This window comes from Sphingobacteriales bacterium (assembly GCA_012517435.1).
In the GTDB taxonomy this organism is placed as follows: Bacteria; Bacteroidota; Bacteroidia; order CAILMK01; family JAAYUY01; genus JAAYUY01.
Window position 1 is genome coordinate 1 of record JAAYUY010000088.1, and the last position, 5,409, is coordinate 5,409.

Annotated in this window: 5 protein-coding genes; all 5 read left to right on the forward strand. The window is 40.7% G+C overall.

What is annotated here, in order from left to right; all coding sequences use genetic code 11:
• Positions 1-717 (forward strand): DUF882 domain-containing protein (locus GX437_05485; GenBank protein NLJ07103.1); only part of this gene is annotated, 717 nt, incomplete at its 5' end.
• 50 nt (positions 718-767) lie between these two features.
• Complete coding sequence (locus GX437_05490; GenBank protein ID NLJ07104.1) at positions 768-1,649, forward strand: GTPase Era; 882 nt, start codon at positions 768-770, stop codon at positions 1,647-1,649.
• 87 nt (positions 1,650-1,736) lie between these two features.
• Entirely contained in the window at positions 1,737-2,408 is a 672-nt protein-coding gene (locus GX437_05495) for a succinate dehydrogenase cytochrome b subunit (GenBank protein NLJ07105.1), read from the forward strand.
• A 20-nt stretch (positions 2,409-2,428) separates the two neighbouring features.
• On the forward strand, positions 2,429-4,369 hold the full coding sequence (locus tag GX437_05500; GenBank protein ID NLJ07106.1) for a fumarate reductase/succinate dehydrogenase flavoprotein subunit: 1,941 nt from the start codon (positions 2,429-2,431) through the stop codon (positions 4,367-4,369).
• A 24-nt stretch (positions 4,370-4,393) separates the two neighbouring features.
• Positions 4,394-5,170, forward strand: coding sequence for a succinate dehydrogenase/fumarate reductase iron-sulfur subunit (locus GX437_05505; GenBank protein NLJ07107.1), 777 nt, complete (start codon positions 4,394-4,396; stop codon positions 5,168-5,170).
• Positions 5,171-5,409: the final 239 nt, after the last annotated feature.

The window sequence follows — 5,409 nt, forward strand, 5'->3', positions numbered from 1 at the left end:
CTGATTTCATCAATCGTTTTACTCCTTTTGTTGCCTTTTGTTTTAATACAGAACAAGGCTGTCGATTTCATACTGAATGTGTTTTTTTCAGGAAAAACGGTTAATACCCCGGCTGAACTTAATCAGATAATGTCTCAGTTTCATGTGGTCGGTTTTCATGAATTACCGGAGGAATTTCTGCATGCTTCAGGGATGGACAGGCCAAAGTACAGGAATGCATGCAGCGGAATGAAATTCTATGTTCTGTCAAGAAAAGATACCTATCAGAAAATAGCAGGTGATTTCAGGATACATCAGTTTATATCGTATAACTTTTACAGCAGAAGTTTTAATCCATTTAAAAAATACACCATTTACTGGGGCATAGATAAAAGAATATTGCTCGAATTATTAAAACTCAGAAATTTAATGGAGGAAAATGGCCTTAACCTGCGACATATCGGGATAGCTTCCGGATATCGAACCCCATCAGAAAATGATTTTGTCGGGGGTGCCACAATGAGCCGTCATATCTTTGGCGATGCTGTGGATATAAGGATTGGCGATGTGAACAACGATGGAAAGTTTACGAAAAGAGACAAAGATCAGATAATTGACATCTGTGAAAAGTTAATAAACGGCAGGGGTGGAATGGGTTTATATCCCGGAACGAGAATTTTACATATCGATTTAAGAGGCCATCGGGCAAGGTGGAACAGTTACAGCCGTAAAAAGTAATTATTCCTCAGCTAATTGATTCATTCCCATTACATTTGCTTCAAAAAAAAATGACGGATTTCAGAGCAGGTTTTGTGAATATCATTGGGTTCCCGAATGTCGGAAAATCTACTTTACTCAATAAACTTGTCGGAGAAAATTTAGCTATCACCAGCCCAAAGGTGCAGACCACGCGCCAACGTATCTTGGGAATTATTACCACCAAACATTATCAGCTGATTATTTCCGACACACCCGGTATCCTGAATCCCACCTATGAGTTACAAAAGGTGATGCAGGAAGAGATAGCAGAAGCATTTGAAGATGCTGATATTTTCATTTACATGGTAGAAGCCGGGGATAAGCCACCTAAACATCTGGAATGGATTGGGAAAATAAAGAATGCAGGTGTGCCTTATTTTCTGGTTATCAATAAGATTGATCTGACAGATGAGGTAACCTTGAAACAAAAAATGAAGGAGTGGGCAGAAGTAACGGGGGAAGAAAATATATTGCCCTTGTCGGCATTGTATATCAACGATATGTCGGCTTTTGTTGACAAACTTGCCGAAAAGTTGCCTGTTCACGAGGCCTATTTTCCTGAAGAATACATCAGTGATAAAACAGAGCGTTTTATTGCCGCAGAAAAAATCAGGGAACAGGCATTTTATATTTACAAACAGGAAATACCATATTCCATTGAAGTGGAAATCAGATCGTTCAAGGAAGAAGACAATATCATCCGCATCAGTGCAGAAATATATGTCAGCCGCGAAAGTCAGAAACATATTGTTATCGGGAAAAACGGTCAGGCTCTGAAAGAGCTGGGCACTGCCGCCCGCTTGCAGATGGAAGAATTTTTTAAGAAAAAAGTCTTTCTGGAAATTCATGTGAAAGTTTTAGAGGATTGGCAGCATAAACGTAACATCCTCAGAAAGTTAGGCTACAAATAATTTTTCTTTGATATTTTGTTTGTTTTTGGGAAATAATGATAAATTCGCTTGCTGATTAATCTACCTTAAATTTTAAAAACTGAAAGAATGAGTTGGTTTATTACTGCCATTAATTCCTCCATCGGGAAGAAGTTGATCATGTCATTTGCAGGTTTGTTTTTAATTGCCTTTTTACTGGTTCATCTGGGCATCAACCTGCTGGTATTGCTTGAAAATAACACATATTTCAATGTAGCTGCCCATTTCATGGCGACAAACTGGGTGATAAAAGTTTTTGAGGTAATCCTGTTTCTGGGTTTTCTGATTCACATCATTTACGCCCTTATTTTGCAGATACAAAACTGGATGGCTCGTCCGGTCAGATATAAGATTGAAAACCTGACCAGCCAGACTTCCTTCTTCTCAAAATACATGATACATACAGCCGTTATCATTTTGATTTTCCTTGTTTTACATTTGTTTGATTTTTATTTAAGGTCGAAATTGTTCGAAGAATTGCCTATTGATAAAATATCGGGAAAGCCCGACATGGCTGCATGGGTGGAAGCTGAATTCAAAGAAACAAGCGCTGTAATTATTTATGTGGTTTCCTTCTTATTCCTTGCATTTCATCTGAACCATGCCTTTCAGAGTGCTTTTCAGACATTGGGATTAAATCACAACAAGTGGACACCGGTGATCAAGTTTCTGGGACTTTTGTATTCCATTCTGGTACCGGCAGGTTTCGCTTTTATCTCTTTGTATATTTACTTTAGTTGAAAAAATAATTACTCAGAAATATGTCAAAACTTGATTCAAAGATTCCGGAAGGGTCAATAGAAAAAAAATGGAGTAATTTCAAAGCTCATCAAAATCTTGTCAATCCTGCCAATAAGCGGAAACTCGATATCATTGTTGTTGGGACAGGCCTTGCCGGAGCATCAGCCGCAGCCAGTCTGGGAGAGTTGGGATTCAATGTAAAGGTTTTTTGTTTTCAGGATAGTCCAAGGCGTGCACACAGTATTGCTGCACAGGGAGGCATTAATGCGGCTAAAAATTACCCCAATGATGGAGACAGTGTTTTCCGTTTATTCTACGACACCATAAAAGGTGGCGACTACCGTGCCCGCGAAGCTAATGTTTACCGTCTGGCAGAAGTCAGTTCAAACATTATCGACCAGTGTGTGGCACAGGGCGTACCTTTTGCCCGTGAATACAGTGGCTATCTCGATAATCGTTCTTTTGGCGGGGCTCAGGTATCACGAACATTTTATGCAAGAGGACAGACAGGGCAGCAACTTCTGCTCGGAGCTTATGGTGCCTTAAGCAAAGAAATACACAAAGGAAGTGTTACCATGTTTACCCGTCATGAAATGCTTGATGTCGTGGTGGTGGATGGACGTGCAAGGGGTATCATTGCCAGAAATCTTATTACCGGTGAAATTGAACGTCATTCCGCCCATGCAGTGGTGCTGGCAACGGGTGGATATGGAAATGTGTATTTCCTGAGTACCAATGCCATGGGAAGCAATGTAACAGCCATCTGGAAAGCATACAAAAGAGGGGCATTTTTCGGAAATCCCTGTTACACACAGATCCATCCGACCTGTATTCCTGTTCATGGCGATTTCCAGTCAAAACTGACACTGATGAGTGAAAGCCTTCGTAATGATGGAAGAATATGGGTGCCAAAGAAAATTGAAGATGTTCATAAATTGAGGGAAGGGAAATTATCCCCGAATGATATTGCCGAAGAAGACCGTGACTATTATCTCGAAAGGCGTTATCCTGCATTCGGGAACCTCGTCCCGCGTGATGTGGCCTCACGTGCCGCCAAGGAAAGGTGTGATGCCGGTTTTGGTGTGAATGAAACGGGACTGGCTGTATTTCTTGATTTTTCTGATGCTATCAGACGACTTGGCAAAAGAAAAATTGAGGAAAAATATGGTAACCTTTTCCAGATGTATCATAAGATCGTAGATCAGGATCCCTATCAGGTGCCTATGATGATTTATCCGGCTGTGCATTATACGATGGGAGGCATTTGGGTTGATTATGAGTTGCAGACATCCATTCCGGGTCTTTTTGCCATTGGCGAAGCCAACTTTTCCGATCACGGAGCCAATCGTCTCGGTGCTTCTGCGCTCATGCAGGGCCTTGCCGATGGTTATTTTGTTTTACCTTATACCATTCAGCATTATCTGGCAGATCAGATTAAAATTCCTAGATTTTCAACCGAACTACCGGAGTTTATTCAGGCAGAAAAAGAGGTTAAAGAAAGAATAGAACAATTGATGGCTGTTCAGGGAAAGACAAGCGTGGATAGTTTCCATAAGCAATTAGGAAAAATTATGTGGGAATACGTTGGGATGGCAAGAAATGAAGCAGGCTTGAAGAAAGCCATTTCAGAAATACAAAACCTCAGGAAAGAATTCTGGAAAGATGTCAGGATCCCCGGGAAAGCCAATGAAATCAATACTGAGCTTGAAAAAGCCGGTCGGGTAGCTGATTTTATGGAATTAGGCGAATTAATGGCAAGAGATGCACTCCACAGGGAAGAATCCTGCGGAGGACATTTCAGGGAAGAGTACCAGACAGAAGAAGGAGAAGCCTTGAGAAATGACAGTAAATTTGCCTATGTGGCTGCATGGCAGTTCAAAGGATTAGACCAGGAACCGGAATTGCACAAGGAAAAGCTTGAATTTGAAGCAGTTGAGCTCAAGCAAAGGAATTATAAATAACGAATACTCAAAAAAAATATAGCAATGGACTTTAAACTTAAAATCTGGAGACAAAAGAATTCAAAAGAAAAAGGAAAGTTTGTCGAGTATAAGGTCAGTGGGATCAGTTCCGATACTTCTTTCCTCGAAATGCTTGACATACTGAATGAAGATCTCATCAGAAAAGGGGAAGAACCAGTTGTTTTTGATCACGACTGCAGGGAAGGTATATGCGGAATGTGCAGCCTGTATATCAATGGAAGGCCTCATGGACCGGATGATGCTATAACGACCTGTCAGTTGCACATGCGTAAGTTTAAAGATGGTGATACCATTGTTGTGGAACCTTTCAGAGCCAGGCCTTTTCCGGTTTTGAAAGATTTGATGATCGACCGCTCAGCTTTTGATAAAATCATTCAGGCAGGGGGTTATACATCAGCCACAACAGGTGGCGTCCCCGATGCAAATGCGATACTTATACCAAAGGAAAATGCAGACATGGCAATGGATGCAGCAGCATGTATCGGTTGCGGAGCCTGTGTAGCTGCCTGTAAAAATGCCAGTGCCATGCTTTTCGTATCTGCCAAGGTCTCCCAACTGGCACTTCTGCCACAGGGAAGGCCCGAAGCGGTTAAAAGAGTGAAAGCCATGGTTGCCAAAATGGATGAACTGGGATTCGGTAATTGCACCAATACAGGCGCTTGTGAAGCTGAATGCCCCAAATCCATTTCCATTTCCAATATTGCCAGATTAAACAGAGAATTTTACAAAGCCAGTTTTATTGCTCAGGAGGAAATAGTCAGAGCTGAAGGTGGCGTATAAACCGTTTTACTATTTAATCATTTATATTTTTTTTTCATTTCTGCTGCATAGTGTGATTGATGCTTTCATCTGGTTTGAAGGAGTCAATAGTTTATACTAATGATAATGAATGATATGGGAATGGTGAAATAATCATTAAAAAATCGTTACTTTTTTCATTTTGAGATACTAAACAAAAGAATTAGTTTCCCGGAATATTGATAAAAAGAAAATCATGAACAGGACTGTTATTTCCCTGA